At 42.5% G+C, this 23,512-nt stretch carries 19 protein-coding genes and 1 pseudogene; 10 read left to right on the top strand and 10 right to left on the bottom strand.

Going from position 1 to position 23,512, the window contains the following annotated elements:
• Positions 1-31: 31 nt before the first annotated feature.
• Complete coding sequence (locus ACE1CD_RS29510; RefSeq protein ID WP_374827055.1) at positions 32-1,084, top strand: molecular chaperone DnaJ; 1,053 nt, start codon at positions 32-34, stop codon at positions 1,082-1,084.
• A gap of 207 nt (positions 1,085-1,291) precedes the next feature.
• On the opposite strand, the gene ACE1CD_RS29515 is transcribed toward ACE1CD_RS29510, so the two are convergent.
• Positions 1,292-4,435 (bottom strand): sacsin N-terminal ATP-binding-like domain-containing protein, encoded by a 3,144-nt coding sequence (locus tag ACE1CD_RS29515; protein ID WP_374827056.1) that lies wholly within the window; start codon positions 4,433-4,435, stop codon positions 1,292-1,294.
• A 319-nt stretch (positions 4,436-4,754) separates the two neighbouring features.
• Here ACE1CD_RS29515 and ACE1CD_RS29520 point away from each other — a divergent pair, with 319 nt between their 5' ends.
• The gene (locus tag ACE1CD_RS29520; protein WP_374800020.1) at positions 4,755-5,444 is read left to right on the top strand and encodes a TIGR00266 family protein; all 690 of its coding nucleotides are present in this window, start codon (positions 4,755-4,757) and stop codon (positions 5,442-5,444) included.
• Positions 5,445-5,677: 233 nt separating this feature from the next.
• On the opposite strand, the gene ACE1CD_RS29525 is transcribed toward ACE1CD_RS29520, so the two are convergent.
• Entirely contained in the window at positions 5,678-7,039 is a 1,362-nt protein-coding gene (locus ACE1CD_RS29525) for an NAD(P)/FAD-dependent oxidoreductase (RefSeq protein ID WP_374827057.1), read from the bottom strand.
• Positions 7,040-7,274: 235 nt separating this feature from the next.
• On the opposite strand from ACE1CD_RS29525, the gene ACE1CD_RS29530 reads away from it, so the two are divergent.
• Positions 7,275-10,016, top strand: a complete 2,742-nt coding sequence (locus ACE1CD_RS29530) for a TIR domain-containing protein (protein WP_374827058.1) — start codon at positions 7,275-7,277, stop codon at positions 10,014-10,016.
• 431 nt (positions 10,017-10,447) lie between these two features.
• Here the strand turns inward: ACE1CD_RS29530 and ACE1CD_RS29535 are convergent, their stop codons facing one another.
• Positions 10,448-10,696, bottom strand: coding sequence for a hypothetical protein (locus ACE1CD_RS29535; protein ID WP_374800026.1), 249 nt, complete (start codon positions 10,694-10,696; stop codon positions 10,448-10,450).
• A gap of 90 nt (positions 10,697-10,786) precedes the next feature.
• The gene (locus ACE1CD_RS29540; protein WP_374800027.1) at positions 10,787-10,939 is read right to left on the bottom strand and encodes a hypothetical protein; all 153 of its coding nucleotides are present in this window, start codon (positions 10,937-10,939) and stop codon (positions 10,787-10,789) included.
• A gap of 192 nt (positions 10,940-11,131) precedes the next feature.
• Between ACE1CD_RS29540 and ACE1CD_RS29545 the strand changes: the two are divergent.
• The 7 genes and pseudogenes from ACE1CD_RS29545 to ACE1CD_RS29575 form a co-directional block, all read left to right on the top strand.
• A pseudogene (locus tag ACE1CD_RS29545) lies at positions 11,132-11,362 on the top strand (adenylate/guanylate cyclase domain-containing protein); the annotation flags it as partial.
• A gap of 62 nt (positions 11,363-11,424) precedes the next feature.
• On the top strand, positions 11,425-12,159 hold the full coding sequence (locus ACE1CD_RS29550) for a hypothetical protein (protein WP_374800030.1): 735 nt from the start codon (positions 11,425-11,427) through the stop codon (positions 12,157-12,159).
• Positions 12,160-12,194: 35 nt separating this feature from the next.
• Positions 12,195-12,422 carry a hypothetical protein gene (locus tag ACE1CD_RS29555; RefSeq protein WP_374800032.1) on the top strand — a complete coding sequence of 76 codons (228 nt, stop codon included), beginning with the start codon at positions 12,195-12,197 and terminating at the stop codon, positions 12,420-12,422.
• Positions 12,386-12,754, top strand: a complete 369-nt coding sequence (locus ACE1CD_RS29560) for a hypothetical protein (protein WP_374800034.1) — start codon at positions 12,386-12,388, stop codon at positions 12,752-12,754. Before ACE1CD_RS29555 ends, ACE1CD_RS29560 begins: the two co-directional genes overlap by 37 nt.
• A 530-nt stretch (positions 12,755-13,284) precedes the next feature.
• Entirely contained in the window at positions 13,285-15,510 is a 2,226-nt protein-coding gene (locus ACE1CD_RS29565) for a dynamin family protein (RefSeq protein ID WP_374800036.1), read from the top strand.
• A gap of 32 nt (positions 15,511-15,542) precedes the next feature.
• Positions 15,543-16,595 carry a hypothetical protein gene (locus ACE1CD_RS29570; protein ID WP_374800038.1) on the top strand — a complete coding sequence of 351 codons (1,053 nt, stop codon included), beginning with the start codon at positions 15,543-15,545 and terminating at the stop codon, positions 16,593-16,595.
• Positions 16,592-17,287 carry a hypothetical protein gene (locus tag ACE1CD_RS29575; RefSeq protein WP_374827059.1) on the top strand — a complete coding sequence of 232 codons (696 nt, stop codon included), beginning with the start codon at positions 16,592-16,594 and terminating at the stop codon, positions 17,285-17,287. The genes ACE1CD_RS29570 and ACE1CD_RS29575 overlap by 4 nt, the downstream gene beginning before the upstream one ends.
• Here ACE1CD_RS29575 and ACE1CD_RS29580 read toward each other — a convergent pair.
• From ACE1CD_RS29580 to ACE1CD_RS29605, 6 genes are all read right to left on the bottom strand, one after another.
• The gene (locus tag ACE1CD_RS29580) at positions 17,279-17,425 is read right to left on the bottom strand and encodes a hypothetical protein (protein ID WP_374827060.1); all 147 of its coding nucleotides are present in this window, start codon (positions 17,423-17,425) and stop codon (positions 17,279-17,281) included. The genes ACE1CD_RS29575 and ACE1CD_RS29580 overlap by 9 nt on opposite strands.
• 207 nt (positions 17,426-17,632) lie before the next feature.
• Positions 17,633-18,115: a hypothetical protein gene (locus tag ACE1CD_RS29585; RefSeq protein ID WP_374827061.1), complete on the bottom strand. Its 483-nt coding sequence runs from the start codon at positions 18,113-18,115 to the stop codon at positions 17,633-17,635.
• Positions 18,116-18,358: 243 nt separating this feature from the next.
• Positions 18,359-18,982: a hypothetical protein gene (locus tag ACE1CD_RS29590; protein ID WP_374827062.1), complete on the bottom strand. Its 624-nt coding sequence runs from the start codon at positions 18,980-18,982 to the stop codon at positions 18,359-18,361.
• A 108-nt stretch (positions 18,983-19,090) separates the two neighbouring features.
• A complete protein-coding gene (locus ACE1CD_RS29595) occupies positions 19,091-19,498 on the bottom strand; it encodes a hypothetical protein (protein ID WP_374827063.1) in 408 nt (135 codons plus the stop codon).
• 126 nt (positions 19,499-19,624) lie between these two features.
• Positions 19,625-19,999: a hypothetical protein gene (locus ACE1CD_RS29600; protein WP_374827064.1), complete on the bottom strand. Its 375-nt coding sequence runs from the start codon at positions 19,997-19,999 to the stop codon at positions 19,625-19,627.
• A gap of 245 nt (positions 20,000-20,244) precedes the next feature.
• Complete coding sequence (locus ACE1CD_RS29605) at positions 20,245-23,106, bottom strand: zinc-dependent metalloprotease (protein WP_374827065.1); 2,862 nt, start codon at positions 23,104-23,106, stop codon at positions 20,245-20,247.
• Positions 23,107-23,512: the final 406 nt, after the last annotated feature.

Consider the following 23,512-nt stretch of genomic DNA (forward strand, 5'->3'; position numbering starts at 1 on the left):
TTAACTTTATGTTAATCCACATCACTTAACAATGCCACGCAAAAAACAACCGTCCCACACCTCTACTCCATCATCGATAACGTTAGCTCTTTCCGAACAGCGCCTTCGTGCTGATGCGTTAGATAAAGAGCATCAATGGCTACTGAAACAGATTAAGAAAAAACGAACTGAATTGCATAACTTTGTCGAACAAATGCGCTCTGTGGCTACGCAGATTTTTCATCACATAGAACCTGAGTTTCAGAAAGTAACTGAAATCGATCGAGAAATTCACGCTTTATTCAATGAAATCCTAAATACTAGGAAATTGGGACAAAAAACGAAACAAGATATTTTGGCGGTTTATCGAAGTTTACAGTTTAGCGGATTAATCAGTGCTAAACCAATTGAAGAAGAGACAGATCCAGAACTAGACCAACTGTTTGAGCCTGATGAACAAGAAAATGATTTTTCTCAAAATTCTACTTCTAGCGATCGCCAATCTCATACCCACCTCGAACAAGAAACTACCAGAACTGAAGAATCCAGAAAAATCCGGCAAACATTTTTGAGGCTAGCAGAAATTTTCCACCCCGATAAAGTGACAGATAGCGAAAGCCAAATGCGTCACACCGAAATCATGAAAGAACTTAACCGAGCTTATCAAGAAAATGATTTGGCTAAGCTACTGGAAATTGAGAAGCAACATTTGACTGGAGAAGATATTGATAGTTTCAGTGAAGATGATTTAACGCGCCAATGTCATATTTTGGAGCAACAAAATTCTCTTCTAAAAAAACAATATGAAAACTTAAAACAGGAACTCAGATTAGCCAAGAACACGCCAGAAGGAGCATTAGTGTCGGACTACCGACAAGCAACTAAGTTGGGAATTGACCCTTTACAGCAAATGTTAGCTCAGACAGAAAAAGAAATGAAAATTATGGTTGAAATTCGGAATTTTGTGAAAGACTTTAGGGATAAAAAGATGACTGTTAAAGAGTTCATTAAGGGGCCAGACTGTTTGACTGAGATGAGTCAGACTATGCGGGCGAAGCTCTTAGAAGAAATCTTTGGCATTCCAGTCACAATTATCGATTTTTAGGTAGAAAACGATCGGTTGCTTGTGATATCGTGTTTGGTTGCATCAGTAGTGTATGAGTGATGCGAAAAATTGTCTGTGGGAATCTAGGTTAATTTTTTACCGCAGATTCGGCAGATAAACGCAGATAAGAGAGCCTTTAGATCAAAAAAATCTACAAATACATTAGCTACATTTATCAGCTTAATTGTGAGAGGAAATAAAGACCAGTTACCAAGGTATCGAGGTTCTTCCTATTCTTTTTAGCACTTTTCCGAGAGTTACAATTTCTTGTAATGTACTATCATCAACCCAAAGCTCTGTATCAGGACTTTCTAGGGCATCTAATTCAGATTGATAGTAAATTATTACTTTTCTTCCATCTGAAGGTCTGACTACAATTTTTATTGGTCTATCGTCTTTCCTTACACCTGCAATTACAGTGAGACTTTCTTCATACCAATTATCGCAATTGTAGTTATTTTTACTGCTCAAATAAGCTTTAACGTTTTTCTTCGCGCGTTCAATAGCTTTCAGCACGTACTCAAACTTAAGTGCTGAATAAGCTGAATAACTTGAAATCCGGTATAGTATTCTCCCCATTTTTGTAGGTGCAAATATTTGTTTAGCTCGTTCAAGCTCTTCTATTGTCGTAATACCGAGACTTATTAATATATCTTCGGGATTACTTAAGTATTCAGGTTCTCCTTCTCTAACTTTTTCGTCTTTTTCTTGCTGCAAGTTTTGGAATATTTCTTCTAACTTGTCTTTAGAAATACCAGGGGGAATAAAAACTAAATTATCCTTTGGCATATTAACTAACTTGATAATTTCTTCTTGAGTGTATCCATTGGAATTACTAAGTAGAGCTTGTCTAAATTTAATATCAGCAATTATTTCTTCGTCACTTCTTAAACGATGTCTCTTTTCATACAATTCGCTAAATATTTTATTCGCCAAACGCTCATTTTCGTGGAACCATAATAAAAGTTTAGAGAAAATTTGTTTGGTTTTCTCTTTTCTGTTTCCTATACCTTCATTTTGCAAAATTTCTTCTACTTTTTCACGAATTTCAATGGCAATATCTTTTGAAATTCGAGTTTTATCTTCAATATCTATGACTATTTCAGTCGCCAGTAATGCACCACGATAATCGTTACCTAAATCTTCTAAAATGTCTTTTAAAGTTTCATCAATTTTATCGTCTACAAAAAGTTCTTTTTTCTTCTTGAAATCACCTCTTTGATTGGGTAAAATAGCATACTCGTTCAAATGAGCGTCAAATTCTGACTCGACAATAAAATTTACAAACTTGTTCAACCATTTTAAGCTGTCTTCACTTAGGTGCTTAGTTAAATTTGAAACATTTTGCTTCTGAGATATTTCATCGATAAGTTTATGAATCAGCCATTTATCGCACTCTTCCCAAACAGTAGGTATCCAATCTTCTAAGCCTTGTTTGTCAGGTATATTCTGATAAAAGTCTTTGGCGAATTTCCATAAATCGTAGCGAACTTTAGGCAGAGCGCTATCATCGGGGAAACAACTAATTAATTGTAAACATGCCTCTTTTATATGAGGATTAATATTTTCCTTAATTATTTGATTTATCCGCACAACAATATCATTAATTCCTTTTGTTTGAACTAAATTGCCAGATGTAATTTTAGGGTGCTTTAAGTACCTACGCCAATCTTCTTGTAAGATTTTCAAAACATCTTTTAATTCTTTCGGAATTTTGTTATCTGTGGAAAGTTCTTCTTTCTTTCTAAACACATTGTATTGATTGGGAATAATCGCATAATCACTTAGTAATTTTTGGTCTTCAGCTACAACAAATTCAATAACTCGGTTTAGCCAATTTAAGGTTTCTTCTTCATTTCGATTAGTACGATTTGCCAATTGGCTAACATTTGAGAGGCTGGCTATATCACTGACAAGCTTTCTCAAGTCATAATGCAAATCTTTTTCCCAAGACTTGTCTATGACTTCATACCAAAATTCGATATGTTCCTTTTTCGGTAAACGATTATGCCAAAGTGCATTAGCAAATTCCCAAATTGTTGGAATTTTCGCTTTGGAAGTATGGTAAGGAAATAAAGCATTTTCAAGTGCAATCTTAGGTTGCTCTGGATTGCTGGGATAGACAATCTCAGTTTTGAGTAACTTGGCACGTAAAACTTTCTGTACTTGGCTTTTGTACCAATCTTTGGCAATCCAATCTTTTTCTTTAGGCAAATCAGTTTTAGCTAAAAAATATAAGTTTTGCCAGTTACTGTTCGTAGCGTGTTCTAGAAGAAGAAAATATAATTCGATCGCGTCTTGGATTACCTTTTTATTGTTGATGATATGTTCGTCTGTCTCATTAGTCAGAAAAACCCCATCTCTCGGCTCAGTAGGTTCTAAAAATGGATTATTAACAGTAACAGGAAAATTAAAATCTTCTGTCCCAATTAGGGGAAAGTCAAGAAAAAGTTTGGGCGTATTTTTATCAAATTCTTTGAGAAATATCCTCTCTCCGACTTTATCAATTTGAATAGCAATACTTGTTAATCCTTTTGATAAGCAAGCAAAGTACAGCCTCTCCACTCTACCGTTTTGGGTTTTATCAAATTCAACTATCTTAATTTCATTTGTTAATTTGTAAGGTGCTTGTTTATCGTAAATTGTATCTTCGTTATTTATCGTCACTTTAACGTATTTAATTCTATCAATAAAAATTAAGGTGTAAGGTAATGATATTTCTAAATCATTTAGACCTATTTGAGCAATAACTTTACCTTTTTCATCAAGTTCGTACCGAAATATAGTATTGAAATCGCTAAAATTTATATTTTTAAATTTAGGAGAAGCAATTAAACTTTTTTCAGCGCAATCAAAGGAATTATTAATGCTTTCAATCAGCTTTGATAGTTCCCTACCACTTCGGTCAAGGGGAAATTCTATTTTTTGAAAGGAATCTTCGCTATTTTTATAAATGCCTCTCACATTTACTTTCTCGGAAAGCAAATGTGTTGTCATAAATCCCGTACCAAACCTACCTGTTGTTTTGGGAATTTCAGTCTTATCAACTTCTTCCCTATCTTTATCATCAGAACTTATCTGACGGATAATTCCTTCTATGTTATTTGTAGAAAAGAACCCAAAATTATGGGAGAATTCTATAAAATTTTGATTAAAATTGATAAAAACTGAAACTTGCTCTTCGGGAAAATCTATTGCTGCTTTATCCTTGGCATTTTGGAGAAGCTCCCAGATCCAACGCCTTTTTGAGTTTTCAGTGGGTGACATTCTCAAAGGGCGCATTTTTTCTTCAATTTTTTTGGCTGTAAGGCGGTTTAAAAAAGTAATAGCATTGTTATTAAATTCTGACACAGCTTTACTCCTGTAGGTGTTCAACCCCGATCTAGCGATCGAGATGATTTAAAGCATTGTATCCCGAACAAGCGGCTCGCGCAATAAAAACTGTTCTTGAGGGTAGTAGGCAGACTTCTAGCTCACTCATAACTATGAGTAACTTTAGAAAAGAATTTGGCTATTTAGTCAAGCTCCACCCCTGGTAATGACCGCAATTGGTGTAAAGTTGAATTTGTGAAATCCAAGGCGATCGGCTGGATTCGCAGCGATTTCATCATCTTTGTTGATGGTGGGGAATAAGCCATTATTCAAATATCGTCATAAGGAGCCAATCTCAATGAATATTGAACTGATGTATCAGCCAGCCTACACGATTGGGCGCATTCTGCTATCGGGGGGAGAACAGGTGCGGGTAGAAGCCGCTTCGATGCTGGGAATGTCGAGTGGTGTAACGTTGAAGACCGAAGCGACTGGTGGCTTTCTCAAATCGCTGGGACGGGCGTTGCTGGGAGGCGAAAGCTTTTTTCAGAATGTGTACACAGCACCAGATCGAGGCGGAGAAGTTCTTGTGGCACCGTCCTTACCAGGAGACTTGATCGCTCTTGAGATTACCGAGCCGATGTTGGTGCAGTCGGGAGCCTTTGTGGCATCGGAAATAGGCATCGAAATTGATTCTAAATGGGGCGGCTCCAAGTCTTTCTTCGGCACAGGCGGCGGACTATTTATGCTCAGAACTCAGGGCAGGGGCAAAATGGTGCTTTGCTCCTACGGTGCGATTCATGAAATTACCCTGGCGGCGGGAGAGTCGTACACCATTGACTCCGGGCATCTTGTCGCCCTGAGTGAATCTATGCAGTTCAAGACCCGCTCAATTGGTGGGATGAAGACTTTCTTGTTTAGCGGTGAAGGCTTTGTGGTGGACTTGACTGGACCGGGTAAGTTTTTCCTGCAAACGCGATCGCAGGATCAGTTCCTCTCCTGGCTGATTCCCAAATTGCCCAAGAGTACTGGCAGTAGCAGCAGCTAGAGCGCCAGTCGAGGAAAAGAGGTTGACAAAAGCACGATCCGTGTGTATGCCGATAGAAACCTCGGCTGGGCGTTCGCGTAGCTTGCCGTAGGCATTAGCATTCGGGCGGCAATTTATTGCACAAAACCCAAGATTTTCTGCCCGTAGGCGATAGCCTGCCGTCAGGTATATGCTTCGCCCCTACACAAAACAAATTTTACTTTTTTTGACTTTTGACTTTTGACTTTTGACTTTTACACTTCAACTGGCGATTTACTTTTTTGCGGTACAAAATAATCGCCTTTGGTGTCAGAAGCAACTAAACCCAAAGATTCATCGCCTGTGATCAAACGGGCACCGCGTTGGCGGGTGAAATAATTCCACGCCCACTGAATCATCACGATTAATTTGTTGTCAAATTCGATGAGATAGTAAATGTGAACAAATACCCAAATCAGCCACGCTAGGAAACCGGATAATTTTAGATAACCTAAGTCTACAACAGCAGCATTTCGCCCGATCACGGCTAAGCTACCTGTCTCGACGTAACGAAAAGGAGGAGCTGTTTGACCGAGCAGTCGCTTTTTAATTAGTTTGGCAACATATTCGCCTTGCTGCATGGCGACAGGTGCTATACCGGGTAGGGGTTTGTTATCTTGATGGGAAAAACTCGCCAAATCGCCAATTACAAAAATGTTGGGATAATTTGGTATACTTAAATCCGGTTGGACGACTGCGCGACCGACGCGATCGAGTTCTGCACTTGTGCGTTCTGCTAAAACTTTTCCCATTTTAGAAGCCTTGACACCGGCAGCCCACAATATTGTTCGGGCGGGAATTTCTTCGATGCGATCGCCTTGTTTTGTCGTGATAATATTATTACCAATATCTGTTACAATAGTTTTTGTTTGTACAGTTACTCCCAATTTTTCCAGTGCCGATAAAGCTTTTGCCGATAATTCCGGTGGGTAGGGAGGGAGGATGCGATCGGCTCCTTCCAACAACAATATTTTAGTTTCTGTGGTGTCGATATCGCGAAAATCTTTTTTGAGAGTGCTAAAGGCAAGTTCTGCGATCGCACCTGCTAATTCTACACCAGTTGGCCCGCCGCCGACGATCGCAAACGTCAACCAAGCACGCCGTTTTTCTGCATCCTTTTCTTTTTCTGCCTCTTCAAATGCCCAGAAAATGCGACGCCTAATTTCTAAGGCATTTTCTATTGTTTTCAATCCCGGTGCTACCGTTGCCCATTGCTCGTTGCCAAAATAATGGTGACTGACGCCAGTAGCAACAATTAATGTATCGTAAGTCAGTTCTTCATTGGCCAAGAAAATTTTTTGCTGTTGCGGGTCGATATCTTTTACTTCTCCCAGCAACACTTTCGTATTTCTGTCCTTACTCAGTACAGCGCGGAGTGGAGAGGAAATATCAGCTGGAGATAGACTACCAGTAGCAACTTGGTAAAGTAACGGCTGAAACAGATGAAAATTGCGTTTATCGACTAAAGTTACCTTCACCGATGCGCGACCGAGTGCTTGGGCAGCATAAAGTCCGCCAAAGCCGCCACCGACTATTACAACATGGTGAGGAGACTGATTTTGCGCTGCATCTGCCATATGTAAAAACTTCCTTTGTACAATTTTGTCAGTGACTCGTTTGAGATAACCGTTTTCATGTTAGCGATGCTTCCTTTTTAGTGTGCAATCCTAAAAATAGGTGTATCGATCGCTACAAGCATATTATTTTCGGAAAAAAGTCTACCCAAAGAGATATTTTATGGCATTAGTTATGGTAGCTTAACAAAAGCTCTTAGCTTAGAATTAAAAGATCGCAGGGTCTGGTGAGGGCAACATGAGTGACGTTTTTATTTCCTACTCCCGCAAGGATAAAGATTTCGTAAAACGGCTACATACAGCCCTCGAACAATACGATCGAGACACATGGGTAGATTGGGAAGATATTCCGCCTACGGCAGATTGGTGGGAGGAAATTCAGGTAGGAATAGAGGGTGCGAACACATTTTTGTTTGTCATCAGTCCGGATTCAGTTAATTCTGCCGTCTGCCGTCAGGAAATAGACCATGCTGTCAAGCACAATAAAAGGCTAGTACCGATCGTATATCGGATGGCAGAAGATAAAGCCATCCATCCAGCCTTAGTAAAACACAACTGGATATTCTTTGCCCAGGACGAAGATTTCGATCTTAACTTCCAAAAACTCCTCAAAGCACTGGATACCGACCTAGACCATGTGCGATCGCACACGCGCTTGCTGGTAAGGGCGACCGAGTGGGAGAAAAAAGGGCAAGACGATAGCTTTTTGCTACGGGGTAGAGACCTAGAAGAAGCAGAACATTGGCTGATCGACGGGGGAGAGAAAGAACCGTTACCGACCCAATTGCAAAGAGAATATGTCAACAGCAGCCGCAAGGCAGAAACAGCACGACAACAAGCAGAAATTCGGCGTCAAAGAATCGCCTTGGGTGCTGTAACTTCCGTTTCAATTGTCGCAACTGTCTTCGCAGTAGTAGCTTTTTTTCAGTACCAAAACGCCACAAAACGCGAGTTAATTGCCCTCAGCAAAACTTCCGAAGCGCTGTTTGCTTCCAATCAAGAATTTGAAGCTTTGATAGCGGGATTGGAAGCGGGAACGAAAATGCAAAGATCGCCTTGGGCAAAAGGCGACCCCGAAGTGCGGGCGCAAGTGATGACCGCACTACAGCAGGCAGTAGCCTGGGTAAAAGAAGGCAACCGCTTGGAAAAGAATAGCGGTATTATTTGGGATGTAGCTTGGTCGCCGGACGGTAAGATAATAGCCACTGCCTGTCAGGACAAAACCGCGCAACTCTGGAGTCCCGACGGCACTTGGCTGAAAACCCTAGAAGGACACGGCAATTCTGTCAGAAAGGTAGCTTGGTCGCCCGACGGTAAAATCCTCGCTACCGCCAGTTGGGACAAAACTGTCAAACTGTGGAATCAGGACGGCGCATTGCTAAAAACCTTGGAAGAACATACAGCTTCCGTCAGAGGTTTAGCTTGGTCGCCCGATGGAGAAATTCTCGCCACATCCGGCGGTACTGGAGATAACACGATTAAACTGTGGAATCGTGACGGCGTAAGGTTAAAAACCTTTATCGCACATACGGCTGAAGTTTGGCGCGTAGCTTGGTCGCCGGACGGTCAAACTCTCGCTTCCGCCAGCGAGGACAAAACTGTCAAACTGTGGAAAGCGGACGGTACCCCAATTAAAACCCTCACGGGACATACTGAAGGAGTTTGGAGTGTGGCGTGGTCGCCCGATGGCCAACTTTTAGCCACCGGTAGCGGGGACAGCACTGTGAAACTGTGGAAAGCGGACGGTACCCTGGTGGCAACTTTCACCGGTCATAGCAAGGGTGTCAGGAGTGTCGCTTGGTCGCCGGACGGTAAAACGATCGCTTCTGCTGGCGATGACGCTACCATAAAACTCTGGAAGCCAGATGGTAGCTTGGTAGATACCATCACCGGACATACCCAGCAAATCTATGGTGTGAGTTTCTCCCCGGACGGACGCACTCTGGCGACAGCGAGTGGGGATGGGACGGTGAAACTGTGGCCCTTGGACGATAAAAAACCGATCGCAATCCTCAGAGGACATAAAGATTTGGTCAGGAGTGTCGCTTGGTCGCCGGACGGTCAAACTCTCGTATCGACCAGCGCTGACAGAACGCTCAAATTCTGGAAGCGTGACGGTAGTCTGTTGAGAACCTTGACCGGCCATACCGATGAGGTGTGGAACGCGGCGTGGTCGCCGGACGGTCTGACTTTAGCTAGTGTCAGTTGGGACAAAACTTTGAAACTTTGGCAGTCTGACGGTACGGGGATTGCAACTATTAACGCTAATAGCGAAGAAATTTGGGATGTAGCGTGGTCGCCGGACGGTCAGATGCTGGCGACTGCCAATGATGATAATACCGTGAAAATCTGGACTTGGAGTGGGGCTCGCGCATTTACCTTGTCAGGGCATACCAAAACTGTCTATACCGTAGCGTGGTCTCCGGATGGGGAGACGATCGCTTCTGGCAGTGGGGATAGTACTATCAAACTGTGGAAGCGCGATCGCACTCTTATTAAGACCCTCCCAGCACATAAGGAGGGGGTGAGAGTTGTCGCTTGGTCTCCCGACGGTCAAATTCTGGCTAGTGGTGGTTTTGACAATACTGTCAAACTCTGGAAGTATGACGGTACATTGCTGAAAACTATTACCGGACATAATGATGCGGTCTGGGATATGGCTTGGTCGCCGGACGGTCAAATTCTCGCTACTGCCAGTTTGGACAAGACTGTGAAACTTTGGCGGCGGGACGGCAGTCCTATCCGCACTCTCAAAGGACATAGCGAAGGCGTTTTGAGTGTCAGTTTTAGCCCCGACGGTAAAATTTTGGCTTTAGCGGATAAGAACGGTACGATCGTTTTATATGATTGGCAGCAACTGAAAGATTTGGATAATTTACTGAGTCGCGGTTGCGATTGGGTGCGCGATTATCTCCTCACTAATGCTAATCTCGATCCGAGCGATCGGCGTCTGTGTAAAGGTATCGGTACTCGCTTTTAATCACCTTTTTTTTCTGACCGATCGGATCGCGATCGCAAATTCTGTTTCTTGACCCGGCGCTGAAAGGCACTTCAACTCACCGCCGTGTTTTTATACACCTCATTCCTGATGGAGCTTTGGTTAATTGCGTTATATTAAACGTATCTTCATAGAGAAATGGTATAAGCACATCCGCGCCGCACTCGCGTTCGCCCCTACATAAAACATATTTCGTTTTTTTGTCAATTTATTCTACTAGACTGGCGCTCTAGCTCTCCGCTGAATACTGAAAGCTGATAGTTAGTTAACAGTTAGTTTATCGTGGAAAATGTCTGTATATGTTACAGATAAGTGGGATGGTGGGTTACGGCACGGTTCGTTAATTATTGGTTGAAAGTACTGAATCGATCGCCCGTGCCTAACCCACCCTACGATTGGATAAATTTTTGTTATCACTTGAGAACTCTAACTTTCGTAGCAATAGGCGATGAGTTGCCCAAAGCTTCCAAATGAGGAACTTGATTTGCCGATACTGGGGTCGGGGCAGTTTCCATAACCATATTTCGTGCTTTATCTTTTATAGACTTAAGTACCAGACGAACTACCCAGGAAGAAAGCTGCGGGTTTTCGTCAATTTCAGTTATCAGAGCATCTAAATCGTTAACAATAGCGATCATTGGGAAGTTGATATCGTTCTGCATAAGTTTGATGCCCTTTTTTTAATGTTTTCGTTCTCTAGGTTCAGAATAAAAAAATGCAGTTAGGATTTTGTCTCGTTGTGTGTCACTCTCTTAGGTGACTGTTTTTACTTCAAATGGCAAGTTGCGATCGCTTTTTCGCAAATCCCTACGGTACAAGCAAGCTAAGCGGTTACAGCGCGGTTGCATCCAGTTTTGGGGGAGATGGAAGAGTGCGATCGCAGTGGACAATTTGTCGATCGTCACACTCCTATTTCCCTTGAAGATGCGGCTGAGTGGGAGCGGGAGAAGTCAAAAGTCAAAATTCCTACCTCTTCCCGACGCCCTAGCCCCTAATCCCGACGCCCTTTCTTTTGATTTTTGACTGCAATTCGATATGAGACCTCACCCATCTGCGCGAGCTGGCCTAATTGGTGGTGGCTGGGCAGCTGGATGGCGATCGCTCTAAAAAAGTTTATCTTCGATCTGTGGGGCGATACTGGGAACACAGCCAGTCGCATCGAATCTCAAGCTATACCGAATTGTATTCAAGTCACACCCGCAATTTATGAACTATAAAAAAATCGGTATATTTTTGAGGAGCGGGGAATTATCCATGTACAAGGTAAGAGAGATATGACTACTTATCTCTTCAAAGGCAAACGTCCTCCAATGGAGGCCGAAGGATGATTTTTTCGATCTTTCAGCGGTGGGCGTTGCTGATAAAACCTCGCTCCGTAATAGGATAAAATATGGGATACACAACAGAATTTGAGGGGGCTTTTTATCTAGACAAACGATTATTTGATAGCGAATTCCTTTATTTATTAGAATTTTCCAGAACCAGACGTATGAAGCGAGATGTTACCATCTTGGCAGATGTACCAGACCCCGCACGAGAAGCAGTTCGTTTGCCGTTAGGTGAAGATGCCTGCTATTTTGTGAACGAAAAGTGGGATAGAGATTCAGAAATTTCCATTGTGGATTACAACCGACCGCCAGCCGGACAACCTGGATTGTGGTGCCGATGGGTTCCTAACTATAATGGTAGCGGTATTCAGTGGGATGGCGGCGAGAAGTTCTATCACTACATCGAATGGTTGCAATATCTGATCGATCGCTTTATTCAACCTTGGGGTTATACGTTAAACGGAAAAGTCTATTGGCAAGGAGAAGAGCGCCACGATAATGGTAAGATTATTGTCGAAGATAACACGATTGTTTGCCCTGAAGGTGCTGAAAAATTGCTAAGATATGCTGTTTCGCCCGTACAAATCCCACAGGCTGTGTTCCAAAGTCTGGATGCGATCGAAAAAGCTGGTACTGCATTAATAAATTGGCGTTGTGTAATGGAGAAAGCGACTGTTTTAGGGCATTGCGAAACAGCAATGTGGATGGAGTCTAATGTAGAAAAGTATTTTGATGGGTTGCAACGAGGATTTGAAGCTGATGGTAAGGTTTTGAAAAGTAAAGATGTGGTATTTTGATATGCGATCGCATAATTCTCAGGTCAACCCCAGTTATGGCCATCCAGAAAGATAGCATTGCACAGACATTGCAGGCAATGGGTTTCAGCATTACCTTTCCTCAACCCGAATATCCCGATCACCCCGCTAGCGCTACAATTTTGGGAGCCGTTACCAATACCGGCAAAGGAATTAGCGTCAGCGTCCCCATCGCCGGACAGGTGTTTGACGATGTAGACGGTACGATGTGGAGAGAGACCCCAATTCGATCGCTCGCCCCCTGATGCCCGGTTGGATGGGCGTGCCTGCCATCTTACCATATGTCAGACCGCTGACAACCGCCCAAGTCAATATCATCTTTACTGTGAAGCGTAACTATGCTTTTGGAGAATTGGTTTTATTGTACGATCGCTTTGGTTTAGAAGAAGATAACTTATTTATAAATGGGCAACTGTTGATGAGAGTTCCCGGTTCGCAACAAGGGCTGCTTAAGCAAAACCAAATTCCTATGGTTGGGCTCGCCCAAGGCAAACATATCCTATCAATTACAACATCAGGAGGAGTTTATGGATGGCACGCCATTGACTGCATAAAGTTGCAAGGTAAAGTGTTGTAAATATTTCTGCAACTTAGAAACTGTGTTAATTTCAGAGAAAACAAACAAACTGTTACGCAGTCGATAGACTAACTTACAAAAAATACCCTAAAATATTTTGAATAAAACACAGCCTTAAATCTAGGCTACATCAGGGTGGCATCTATATTACTCCTCTGGGGCGACTGACCGATATTGGCAAAGCCTCACTGGATAATGGTTTCAAGCGAAAGGAATTCTGCAATGCAGGATAAATTTCTCTGAAACCGAATCTCAAAAGTTGGATAGGTGACCTGCACATTTGGAATGTGTGGTTCATCTGCATTTAACTACGGTTAAATATTTACAATCCCAATTTTGGGAGAGCCGACCAAAATTCTCAAAGCATAAGTTTGGTCTAATTACTGCTGATTAATTTATGTAAATTTTTAGTTAAATATGTAGATCGGATACTCATTTTTGGTATAAAACCTACTTTGGGGATACGGTGTTATCTGTAGTTTGAAACAGGTATTCTATTAAACAAAGCTGTTACGTACATTGCTCTATCAATGGACACGCCCAGATCTGCACGAATTGCTAGCATTATTCAAAACCGCAAACCTTACGCTCATAAAATAGCGGTTGAGGAAGCGAAACTGAATTTTTACGAAGAAGTGCTGCGCGATCTAAAAAGCTACTGTGATGAGCTTGTGGAACAAATTGATGATGAAAGGATATGCTCGGAATTGAAAGAATTTTCAAAAATTAATATCCCAGATATTCTCAGCGATATTCAGTTGGAATTAAAAGCGCTTAGTAAGCTAAAAAATCGCTTTCTTCGGGATACGCTCAACATTGGGGTAGTGGGAAAAGCAAGAGAAGGCAAGAGTACTTTATTACGAAGTTTATCAGGACTTTCCGCAGAAGAAATACCAACTAGCGATCGCCAGCACTGCACAGGAGTCAAGGTGATTATTCGCCACGATCCGAATGTGGAAACTTATGGTGAAGTCTGGTTTTACACGGAGCGCTCTTTTTTTGATGAAGTTATTGCATTGTATTATACAGAACTTTCTCTCAGTAAGCGCCCTTGTACACTTGATGAATTTGCGGCAGCAGCTCCTCTTCCGGAATTACCACATCACCTGAAAAACATTTCGGAATTTGAGTCTAAACATAAAAAATTGCAAGAATACCACAAAAATATCAAGCAATATCGGCATTTCTTACGCTCTCCCTCACCCCGAACAATTTCGGCTGCGGAAATTAGGGAATACGTGGCACAGCATAACTTGGCTGGTAAGCCTATCTATAATTATGTAGCAGTGCGAGAAGCTAGAGTTACTTGTAATTTTCCTCAAGACGATGTTGGACAAATCGCGCTAGTCGATATGCCAGGTTTGGGGAATACGACTGTTGGAGACGAAGAAAGGTTAGTCAAAGCACTGGGCGAAGATGTTGATTTTGTCCTGTTCATGCGCCTACCAAATCCAACAGGTGCGTATTGGGATATCGATGACCATGTTGGGATATACGATAAAGTGCGTACTGCTTTGGTTGAGTTACCAATAGAAAAATGGTCTTTCATGGTTCTGAATCGCATAGTTGCTGAATCACCAGCCAATGACAACCTTAAAAACTGCGAATATCTCCAACGCACAATCGGTGATGTTCACATCAACGTAGTAGATTGCGCGATCGCCAATTGTCAAAATACCGAAGAGGTAAATGCAAAAATTCTCGATCCGATCCTTGACTACCTTACCAGTGAAATGACTTCACTGGATCAACAGTATGCCTCTGTTCGCCGGGATAGTATTAACCAACTCCGAAGTAAAATCAAGATTTTAGTGCAGAAAGCTAAAATAACTTTGGGGCAAGGAGAATCCCATGATGTGTGGTTCCCAGTATTCATCAATTTATTTAATGAGTTGTGGAATCAGCTTTCCGCGACACTCGAAAATTTGTTGGATACCCTTGCTGAGGAGCGCGATACTCCCAATTCTGACTTTAGCGAGCTAGTCAACGCTGTTATCGAAAGTTGCCAAAATAACCCTGGGATTCCATCAGAAGCGGAAATAGAACAGTTACGTGCTAGCTTAGGGGGTTATCAGGCTGTCTATACTATGTGTCTCAATGAAGTTCGGACTCACTTATCGCGGCAATTTCTTTCCCTAGATAAAGGGTTAAAAATATCTATTGAAAATGTCAAGTCTAAGGTAGCAGACGTGTTAGCAGAACAAGGACGCTTAGGAAAGCTAACAGGGACAGAAGTTCGAGGCGCAGAATTAATAGTGGCAATTGCGGATAGACTGCCAAAGCAAGAAAATAACGAATTGGGAAACGAAAAACTGCAAGACATTAAGCTGGGATTTCAAATACTGTCTGAATTTAATCTTTCTTATCGAGAAGTGATTCAGCACCGGATTAGGAAACAGCTAGACAAGCTAATGCCGGACAAAGCTCCTCAACTGTCCCAACCTTTCTCTGCCAAGCAAATATATAACTTTCTCAGTACACTTTATGATGAAGTGCTGTACGATTGCAAACAAGCTCTGAAGCAGTTACTCAATGAGCCCAGTCAAGCTTCTTATGCGATTGTAGAGGAGTTTGTAGATCGAGTATTGCGTGCCAAAGGCGTTAAAGATGGATGGCGGATTTTTCTGCAAGCAGAGCGAGCCATAATATGGTCGTCTGAGTTTGAAGCATTGGGTGAAAATACTCGTCAGCGTCAGAAGTGGCTAGAGTTGGTCAAGCGTGTAGAAGAAGCGATCGCATCAGAGCCTGGATTTTGAAATATCATCTTAAAATAAGGAATGAAAGGGATATGAGTGCATCTCAACACAAAAACTTTTTCCAGTCCGCTAAAGATCTGTTCCAAAAACCGATAGAAGGGCCCAGAAAAATTAAAATCACTGTGTTTGGCCCTAGAGGAGTCGGGAAAACCAGCCTCCTGACCGCTATGTCCGAGCAATTCGACAGAACTACCCAAAAAACTGTGTTAATGCTGCGACCGGAATTGAAAACTTCTTTAATTATGCAGGATAAGAGAGCCGAGCTGAAAAGCTGTTTCGATAACCAAGATGAGCTGGAAGCAAGAGGAGGCATTAAGGGTACTACAGAAACTCAAGATTTCGAGTTCAGCCTTGTCAAGGCAGGTATGGACGCATCGGTAAAACTTTTTTTTAAAGATTTTCCAGGCAAGGATTTAATATCCGATATGGAATCCGTCACTAACCTTCTCGATGAGTGCGGAATTGTGCTGATTGCTATTGATGCACCTGCTCTTATGGAAGAAGAGGGACGATGGCACGATCTAATTAACAAGCCGAATCTAGTAACAGATTACTTTAAAACGGCTTACCAAAATTTAAAAGAGCCACGGCTGGTGATCTTCGTTCCGCTTAAATGCGAAAAGTATATGCGGCAATATCCGGCCAATTTACTAAATCGGGTTCACGAGGGATATAGATCTCTGATTGAGTTTTTCGATAAGCCGAATTTACGTTACCATGTGGTGGCAGTTGTTACACCTATCCAAACATTAGGAAATGTAGAATTTTCCAGAATAAAAGTTCAAAACCTCAACGGACACCCATATCCACAGTTTTATTTTCGGAAAACTAATGCGGCCACTTATCAGCCGAGAGACTGCGAACAACCGCTGCGATATTTATTGCGATTTTTGCTCAAGATTCACCTAGAACAGCGTTTTGTAATTTGGAAATATCTCCGCAAAGTACTGGGAGATATTTTTGAAGATATTGCTTTTAGGGAAGCAGCTATTGAATTTGCCAAAAATTGCAAAACAACGGGTGGTTTTGCAATTTTGCAAGACGAGGAAGGATGGTTAAATATGAGTAGATGCGGGAGGAGATGATGCAAATATATGTCCAAAGTTGTGGAGCATCTCCAAACCATGACTATATTTGGCTGCGCGATGATAACCAACAAATTAAACCTCCTTTACTTCATTGTGTGGATGGCTTAAGAGAAAAAAATTATCCTTCAATTGTTATAGCCAAATACGGAGAAGAATTAATATTACTTATTTTTGGCCTGACAACAAGGCGGGGTGTTGATTTTCAGGGTCGGGAAATATTTAATTCTGTAGTCTGGATCGGTAAAACTGCTGACGAAGCATTTTTGCGGATGCTTGCTGCTTGCGCCTTGCGAAAAGATCGAGGTTTTTTAGATGTAATCGATCGCGCTGTTATCCCTTGTGACGAGCGCCCAGGTTTCAAAGTGGCATGGCAGCAAATAAAAGCACTGAACAACAGAGTAAAAGTAGGCGATCGACTGCCAGATAAGACTAGAAAAATCGGTAAAAATTCCCAAAAACTTAGATACGAATTGGCAGAAGAACTGTCGCTATCCCGTTTGCCCGATCGACAAGGAGCTATAGTAGTCGTTACAGGAATTGTCGAGGGTGAAACTCTCAAGAAAGCAGGGGTCTGGCGTTCTCTATCCCGTCTTGTAGATGTAGAAAATTGGCATAAAGTAACTGAAGATAAGGATTTATTGATAAATTTATCATCGGCAATTATGCAGTTTATATATGTACTATTTTAACAAGCTGTCAGCGCTCGGCGCTCGGCGCTCAGATCGATCGGCTGTGGCGCATCTAATTTTAATAATTGCCAGAATGTGAAAGTCTTGTGGGGTGGGCATCGCCGCCGCCCCATTGATAAAACTTAGATGTGTCGCCATCCCCCCAAGCATTCTCAACAAGACCTAAGAAACCGGGTTTGTTCGCGAAAAATATAGGCTTTCAAGTTTAGCTACAAGCAAGAAACCCGGTTTCTATCCCTAGTGCAAGATCTGAGTTTAGCAACTTAACGCGAATGCAACTTTTGCTTTTTTATTACATAGAGGGCATCCCTTGTGGAGCCCCTATATGTGCGATATGAAAGTGGTTTACAGTTGAGATCCAGAGGATTGTTGCAATCGCTGCAAACGAAGTTCAGCTTCAGCTATTTGCTTTTGAATTAATCCCAGTTGCGCTTCTGAAACTTGCCTTTGAGCTTCCAGTAATTCTGTTTCTTTTCGCAGCCGCTCCATCCTAACATTGTGAGAATTGCTACGTCCTGGTTGAAAAATAACCCCAAGGTATATTGTTACATTAGAAGTGTCCAGAGTGTTAACTCCAACCGAAAGATTAAACCCCCAATCATTTTCTGTATTAACAGGAGTGTCCATAGGAACATTTAAGGGAAAAATGTTGCGATCGGGGTATTCAGGAAAGTTATTGTTGAAATTGTTATTGTTGTTATTTTGGTTTGGTGAAGCATTAAGCAGGTTATTGTTTGAGTTATCTCCAATAGTCGGAGTAGTTGTTTGCGGTTGGGTTAAGGTTTGTTGCGAATAGCCAGGGATCGCAATCATTGTGGGAGTAACCATAATGGTCAACCCTGTACAAATAAGCATTACGGAAAATTTCTTTCCCATTGTTTTATTGCCTCTTTAATCATTAACGCTGGTATCTTAGCTGAATAATTGACAAAGTTTGATTAATAAATATTTAATTCATTTAGCACAACATATATCGTTTATTTTTCATGTCAAAATAAACATCAATTCTCATTTAAATGATGTCATCTATAGTGGTCAAATTATGATATTTTTTGGGCAAATTAACTTTGATTAATCTACATTGATAATCAAAGTTTGGTTGAGGGTTCCGTTGCCTTCAGTTTGTTGAGAAATCCTGGTATTTGGCCCTGAGAATAAAATCTGAACCGAACTACTTGTTGGTCTATATCCTCCTGAGATTTCGATTGTATTACTTCCCTTAGAAAGTCGAGGTGAAAGATTAATTTGAGTGCGGTTGTTTCTCAACCTTTGCACAACCACACCATTTACCTTAACATCTCCGTTTAATTGCGTTCCGGGTGTAGTTCCACTGATTATTAAAGTATTCGGTTTCCTGAGATTGTTGGAACTAAGATTAATGGTTGATTCCTGAGTTTGGATTATGCTTATTCCTTGGTTTCTAGATGGGTTACGATCTTGCTGCGGTTGGGCAGTATTTCTTTGAGTTCTAGGTTGCCGGGGCGTTCTGGGGGTGTCCCAGTTATCAGTATTATCCCAATCATCGGAATTTCTGACGTTGACTCTGTTATTTCCAGACTGAACAGAAACTCCATTGCCGTTAATTTCAACCGAAGTTTCATCGGTTTGGACTGATACTTGAGCGAATACTATTGTGCAAGCCGCTGCTAGTAAGGCAGCAGAAAGGCTAGCCAAAGCCAAAATTTTGATTTTCATAAAAAGTCAACCTTTAGTTTAGTTGGAATTGAGATTGTATTTTGTTGCAGAACAGGCTTAAATCACTAGCAACAAAATCTATATTTTCTAAGCGAATTCAATGGGCAATTACTTTTGAATTCGATTAGCTGGATTATTGGGATCGTCAGCTGGGTTAAATACATCAGCTGTGGGGTTAACTCTGACTCGCACGGTTGGGCCACTAACTCCCGTGCCGTTGTCGCTACCACCTTGCATTTGTTGGTTAACTTCTCTTCTTTGTACGGCTCGATTTGTTCCACCTTGTTGAAGTTGGTCGCCTGTTGTAGTAATAGAATTTCCAGTGCAAGGCCCTTGACTTTGCATATTTACATTGTTGCTGCGTTCTGTTGGTTGACGAGAACCGCTGATTGTAACTTGCGGCCCTACATCAGTCATCACGCATTGGGAAGAAGCTGAAGGTGTCGAAGCAGGTGCTAAAGTCAGGCCAGCAGAAAATAATAATGAGCTAACAGAGAATAACGATCTAATTTTCATGGCTTAACTCCTTATTTTAGAAGTGAGACAAACTTGTTTTATATGGATATAAGGAGAGAGTTGGAATTTGGTACTCTCTCCCTCGTATTTGGAGTAGGTAATTAGGAAAATCTAATGCTAATTGATTTAGTTACCAAAATTAACCTGGCGACGACCACTTGAGTTTCCTGTATCGCTTTGGTCAACATTTGTTTGCCGATTGTTCACCCGAACATCGTTATCATTGCCTTGAGCGTCAATATTAGTACGCTGTCTCTGTACGTTGCCAGTGCTGCCACAAGGTCTGGAACCCTGGTTAACATTTGTTTGGGAGTTACCGACATCAGCGGCGTTGCGGTTCCCAGTAAGAACAATGTTGGTTCCTTGCTCTTGAATATTGGCTGCATCATTAACGCAAGGCCCTGTCTGTGTCTGTGCTGGCTGTGCTTTGACTGGCAGGTAGGCAGATCCCAATGCTGCAACGCTGAGAAGACTGACAAGCCAGATTTGGGAGTATCTCATTTTAGGCTCCTTATATGCTTTTTTTAGATGATTTATCTCTTTGGATAGGTTTAATCCTTAGATAATTTAAATATAATTGAAATGTAATTTTATATAAAAAAAAATTATATATTTATCCAATCTTAATATTTGTTTTATGGTAACTTCACATTTTTTAAAGTTATTTGCTAAATAGGTTCATTTATGGTATAAGGATTGAAAGAGTTTCTGGCTAGAGGCTGTAGAGTGCGTTAGACAGGATAATTTTAGGCGCTGTTCCCTGTTTTTGAAGGCAAAGGCGCATCCAAGACTTTGTAAATGCGGGCGCGAGTTTCTGACAAGTGAGCCTTAGTATAGTCATCCAAGTTAGAGTCTTCGTGTTTGAGAGTCAGATCTAATTTCTGACGCAATTGGCGGAGTTTTTCCCAAGCAAGAGTGCGTGCATCTTCGGGGACTTTATTGGTTCGCAACACCATACCTACTAAAATGTTTAAATGTTCCCGCTGCAATGCGCGACGCAAACTGGATATTTTTACAGCGTTATTTTCTGCTTGCAGCACCTCCTTCCAGATACCCGTTTGCAAAGTATTAAACAATTCAGGCATTGTCAGCGCTTGTCCGGATTGATTTTTAAGTTCGATATCGCGCAATCGTTTGAGACGATTATTAGATAGCAGACTTCTCAAAACGTAGCTTTGGGGCATGAAAATGCTATCGTGAATGGGGTAGTCGAGCCGATCGACTTCCAATCGATCACCCCAATCTTCCCAACGCGACGGTGCTAACTTGTTGAGCAATTCCGGCGGGAAATTAAAAGCATCTTCGGCAAATACATATTTTTGAATTGCTGTCAATGCCTCGCGCTGTTTTTCTACCGACACCGCTTCAAATGGCAAACGTGCGTTAGCGCTACCCGGACGATCGCGATAAAACGATTGTCCGCCAATATATTTCATGATGAAAGATACGTTTTGCAAATAGTAGACAAACACCCTGTCAAACAATTCGCTCAGATCGCTGTAACTTTCATCGTCAGCTGGGGAACGCTTATTCAGACGATCCCACATCAGGCGTGCGTTATCCAGTTGCCAGAGCGAGTAGCGCAGGGGATCGCTACTCATATCGTAGCGGTTGGCAGTGGGGTCGAGGTCGTAGCTATCCTCATCTGGTGCGTAAGATAATTCTGGGTTAATGGTTTGTTTTTGGGCAATTTCTGCCAAAAATTGCTTTTCATCTGCGGGTGCAGTCGCGCCGCTAATTTTGTAACCGTACTCGATCGCCCACTCATCATAGGGGCCAACAATGTTGGTAAAATAATCTCCCTGCTGGGCATCGGGGGGTGCTAAATTCACCGGTAGATAGTCCATCACAGAACTGGACATCCCTTTGCTGCGAGTAATTTCGGTGTTGTTCAATTCTTCCGGTTTCAGGAAAGTGCTACCGCGAAAGTTGTGTCTCAATCCTAGAGTGTGTCCTACTTCATGGGCAATCAGCGATCGCACAAATTGATGTGCGTATTCCTTGATTTTCTCATGACTGGGCTTTTCCTCATTCAGCAGCGACAGCGCTACTGACCCCATCGCCAGTTGATTGGCAGATTCGACGCCGTAACACAGGTCGTTATCGCGAGCCAGACTTGACAAAAAAGTTCTCTTTTGCATTTCGGCTTCAGGATTTGAGCTACTGTGCGTGCAGAGACTGCCGTTGTTGATGAGATTGGCTAAAAAAGAGTTTGTTTCGGATTGGTTAGATTGAATGAGAGCGCGAAATTCCTGCTTGCGCGATCGCACCAAACCGGCATCTACAATAATATCGGCATCCAAAATTTGTCCGGTCAGCGGATTGACGCGGGATGGCCCTCTGGCAAATGCTCCATCCAGAGAATTCAGCCAGCGAATCGTGTTGTAGCGCACATCGGCTGGATTCCACTTAGCATCATCTGGCATTTGTCGCACTTGAATGGCATCTTTGAATCCCGCTTTTTCAAATGCTTTGTTCCACATCAGTACACCTTCGCGGATCGCATCGCGGTATTCCAGAGGAACAGTGTTTTCAATCCAAAAGACGATCGGTTGTTTTGGTGGGGATAGGGGGGGAGTGGGAGTATTATTCGCCTCTCCTTGTGGCAGAGGGGTCGGGGGAGAGGTGGAGGTGTCTTGCTTTTGCAAATGCCAACGATTAATGTAGCGCACATAGAGATCGCGACTGTCGTCTTTGGAAAAGTCCTGGTAGGTGGTGATGAAATAGCCAATGCGTTCGTCTGCCAAACGCGGGATGTAGCCGTTGTTTTCCGGTAACTGGGAGAAACTGTAATGTACTTTGAGAGTAACCGCCCTGGTGTCGGGTACGGTGGGTAGGTAAACGCGATCGCTAGAGTTATCCGATGAGGAGAAATTATAAACCGAGTCAATTTCTATATTTAGAGGAAAAGCTTTGGCAGCGCCGAAATAAGTTTTCTCTTTGTCGAGTAGGTAACGAATATCCAAAACTTCTGTCAGCATAGCGCTTAAATTGGGCACATCTTTCAGCAGTAAGTCGCCCAAATCTACAAGCATTGTTTGCTGTTGGGGATGAGTGCTTTTGATGGGGAGAGAGTACAGAACTGAGTCGGAAAAGGAGCGATCGACAGAACGCGCTTGGGGGTCTCCCGAACTTGTGCGAAAATTAACGTTGCGGACAATGAAGTGCAAGTTGTTATTGACGCGGCGGAAGTAGAAAAGGAAATCTTGTAAAGGCAGTCCGCTGTAAATACCTCGTTCGCCGATACCGGATGCCATCGTGATGGTGGCGAGGTAGTTTTTATGCAGTTGTTCTCGTTTGATTTCCAAATAAATTTTGCCTGTGGCTTTGTGGCGGTAGAGGGTGAACAGTCCTGGCAATTTATCCGTATTTTTAATGATGCGATCGTACCCCTGCAACTGGGAATCCCTGGTGTTGTTGCTGCCAGGATTTGACTGCTGTGCTTTTTCGCTCTCCTGATTTGCGATCGGCTGCACTTGCTGCGTTGAGGGCAAGATTGCCGGATTACTGTTTAAGGACAAAGCTAGCTGCTGTGCGTTAACTAGCCCCATCCCTAAAAAAACTCCCTGTACAAGAAAAATTAGATAAAACGGCAATCTTTTTTTCATTTTCTTTCTCTTAAGACCCCCAGGAAAGTAAAAGCTCCCTTTCCGGCGTTGCTTCTGCGTCTGGCATAAAACTGCGTCCTTGCACGCTTTCTCGCGATCGGCAATACCGAAGTGGAGATATATTGCATTATGCACTAATTTTGTCAACGCCCCTAATATAGAATTACCTAAAAATGCACTCTTGAAAACAGGGAATACTCGGAAAGTAGTCCCAAAGCCCCACTTATTTGCTTGCGTCGTAAGATACCAGGGTTGACGGGGGTTGCTGTAGCGGATTTAACGGATTAGCCAACGAGAGGGGGAGTGCGATCGCGGTTTTCAGTTCGATCGAGTGGACTCCAGAAACCCGATTTCTTGAACAAACCTGATTTCTCTGTGCTTCACTCATTTTTTGGTAGGTTGGGTT

It is taken from the genome of Aerosakkonema sp. BLCC-F183 (genome assembly GCF_041929145.1).
Classification (GTDB): domain Bacteria; phylum Cyanobacteriota; class Cyanobacteriia; order Cyanobacteriales; family Aerosakkonemataceae; genus Aerosakkonema.

Excerpts from the sequence above, each read along its gene's own strand:
- ACE1CD_RS29585 (WP_374827061.1), bottom strand. The coding sequence starts at position 18,115 with ATGGTTACTCCCACAATGATTGCGATCCCTGGCTATTCGCAACAAACC.
- ACE1CD_RS29595 (WP_374827063.1), bottom strand. The coding sequence starts at position 19,498 with ATGAAAATTAGATCGTTATTCTCTGTTAGCTCATTATTATTTTCTGCT.
- ACE1CD_RS29530 (WP_374827058.1), top strand. The coding sequence starts at position 7,275 with ATGAGTGACGTTTTTATTTCCTACTCCCGCAAGGATAAAGATTTCGTA.
- ACE1CD_RS29565 (WP_374800036.1), top strand. The coding sequence starts at position 13,285 with ATGGACACGCCCAGATCTGCACGAATTGCTAGCATTATTCAAAACCGC.
- ACE1CD_RS29510 (WP_374827055.1), top strand. The coding sequence starts at position 32 with ATGCCACGCAAAAAACAACCGTCCCACACCTCTACTCCATCATCGATA.
- ACE1CD_RS29605 (WP_374827065.1), bottom strand. The coding sequence starts at position 23,106 with ATGAAAAAAAGATTGCCGTTTTATCTAATTTTTCTTGTACAGGGAGTT.
- ACE1CD_RS29550 (WP_374800030.1), top strand. The coding sequence starts at position 11,425 with ATGGGATACACAACAGAATTTGAGGGGGCTTTTTATCTAGACAAACGA.
- ACE1CD_RS29575 (WP_374827059.1), top strand. The coding sequence starts at position 16,592 with ATGATGCAAATATATGTCCAAAGTTGTGGAGCATCTCCAAACCATGAC.
- ACE1CD_RS29520 (WP_374800020.1), top strand. The coding sequence starts at position 4,755 with ATGAATATTGAACTGATGTATCAGCCAGCCTACACGATTGGGCGCATT.
- ACE1CD_RS29535 (WP_374800026.1), bottom strand. The coding sequence starts at position 10,696 with ATGCAGAACGATATCAACTTCCCAATGATCGCTATTGTTAACGATTTA.
- ACE1CD_RS29555 (WP_374800032.1), top strand. The coding sequence starts at position 12,195 with ATGGCCATCCAGAAAGATAGCATTGCACAGACATTGCAGGCAATGGGT.
- ACE1CD_RS29590 (WP_374827062.1), bottom strand. The coding sequence starts at position 18,982 with ATGAAAATCAAAATTTTGGCTTTGGCTAGCCTTTCTGCTGCCTTACTA.
- ACE1CD_RS29525 (WP_374827057.1), bottom strand. The coding sequence starts at position 7,039 with ATGGCAGATGCAGCGCAAAATCAGTCTCCTCACCATGTTGTAATAGTC.
- ACE1CD_RS29580 (WP_374827060.1), bottom strand. The coding sequence starts at position 17,425 with ATGGCGACACATCTAAGTTTTATCAATGGGGCGGCGGCGATGCCCACC.
- ACE1CD_RS29570 (WP_374800038.1), top strand. The coding sequence starts at position 15,543 with ATGAGTGCATCTCAACACAAAAACTTTTTCCAGTCCGCTAAAGATCTG.
- ACE1CD_RS29600 (WP_374827064.1), bottom strand. The coding sequence starts at position 19,999 with ATGAGATACTCCCAAATCTGGCTTGTCAGTCTTCTCAGCGTTGCAGCA.